The following is a 1,792-nucleotide window of genomic DNA, read 5'->3' as shown; positions in this document are numbered from 1 at the left end:
ACAAGATCAATGGTGTCTTGTGCGGTTCGGATCGTTGGCGAATTTCTTTTCGGAAGGTCCATATCAATTTCAGTCACTGCATCTGTCTGCCATCGTATAATCAGGTGGGCAGTATTCAGGGTTCGATCAACACTGATATTCACCTCTTGCAATAAAATTTGAAGCAATTCTTTTTTGTCCCGGTACGTCGTCGTTGGAGCCTGCCAAACCAGCTTTATGTCTTTACTGAGCGTATGGATATGATCACGTTGTTCAGGTGTTAGCGCTTCCGGACGTTGTCTTTGACATTGTTCAAATTCATTTTTTGCGGCTTGAAGTTGGTGAAGACATGTTTCCCATTGATTCTCAAGCGTGCGGGCAACCAGACGATTTTCCGGCTCTACTGCTTGGAAACGACGTTCTGCTCTATCTGCTTCATATTGAAGCCGTTCAATATGTAACCGCCATTGATTTAAAGCTGCGTCATGTTCAGTTTTAATGTTCTTTTCGGCGAGCAAGATTGCATCCATGGCAGCAGGTGTAATCGTATTCAAGAAGGCGTCGGCAACTACGGTGTCAATTTTTACACCTCCGACACGCATGCAGTATTTTGCCCGGCCTTCTACAATGTTATTGGCAGCACAATAGTATCCGGGGCTGGAGTTCTTTCCTTGGTAATATACTTTAAGCCTACGTCCACATTTCCCACAGGTGGCAAGTCCTTGCAGCAAAGCCGCTCCTTCTCTGACGGCACCAGTGGTTTTATGAGGTACCGGCCGAGTATTTTTAGCAATTCGGGCTTGATTCATTTCATAGGTCTTCCAGTCGATAAACCCCTTGTGATGGTCATGGATTAATACCGCCCATTGGGATTGAGGTAACCGCTTGGTTCGTTTTTTAACCTGGCCGGTTTCGTCGATAACGCATTCTTGTTTTGTTTTACCATAGGTATAAGCCCCGGCATATACAGGATTCGTCATAACAGAATGGATTGCATGGTAGCTGGCCGTCACCCATTTAATTTCCGGAAGAAGGATGGTTTGCAACGGAAATAGTAATTTGTTTGATCGAAACCATAGCCATACTTGCCGGACAGACCCCATATGCGTAAATTTTTCAAAAACAGTATGAATGGCTCCGGTAACGGCCTGATCGGGATGCATTAAAACTTCTCCATCCTGATCACCCCAGATAAAGCCGACCGGCAGCCCCCGGCGCAATTCCCCTTTGGCAGCTTTATTCCGGATACCACCTTCTAATCTGGCTCGAATGACATGAAGTTCTGCCTCGGCCATAGTACCTTTCATGCCCAGTAAAAGTCTGTCATTAAAAAGCCCCGGATGGTAGAGACCGTCACTGTCGCCGATAAGTGTGTTGGTTACGCTGCACAGATCAAGTAATCTGTACCAATCAGAGTTGTTCCGTGCAACCCTTGATACCTCAATGGACAGGATCAAACCAACTTTTCCAAGGGCGACTTCTGAGATCATTTCACCAAAACCTTTACGTTGTGAAGTACTGGAACCGGATTGAGCCAAATCTTGATCAATTATTCGAATTTGTCGTTCTGTCCAGCCCAGATCAACTGCTCTGTCCTTGAGTTTGTACTGCCTTTCAGTGGATTCTCGATTAAATTCGACTTGGGCGGCGGTTGACTGTCTGATATAAATATAGGCGGTCCGTTGCAAGTGGTCCGGCTTAATTTTTTGATTATTCATCATGATCCGCCTCCCTGGTTTGATTTGTTTTTTTCAAGTAGACACATTTGCTGACAAGACGTGATAGAATGGTTATGATTTTTTTCTTCTGTTGA

General features: G+C 45.1%; 1 protein-coding gene. It reads right to left on the bottom strand.

The window, feature by feature from the left end; translation table 11 throughout:
• On the bottom strand, positions 1–1,700 hold a 1,700-nt coding region (locus B147_RS0109375; RefSeq protein ID WP_020586956.1), incomplete at its 3' end, for a recombinase family protein.
• Between the last annotated feature and the right edge of the window lie 92 nt (positions 1,701–1,792).

Source organism: Desulfobacter curvatus DSM 3379 (genome assembly GCF_000373985.1).
Taxonomy (GTDB): Bacteria; Desulfobacterota; Desulfobacteria; order Desulfobacterales; family Desulfobacteraceae; genus Desulfobacter; species Desulfobacter curvatus.
This window is presented reverse-complemented; position numbering and strand designations above follow the sequence as displayed.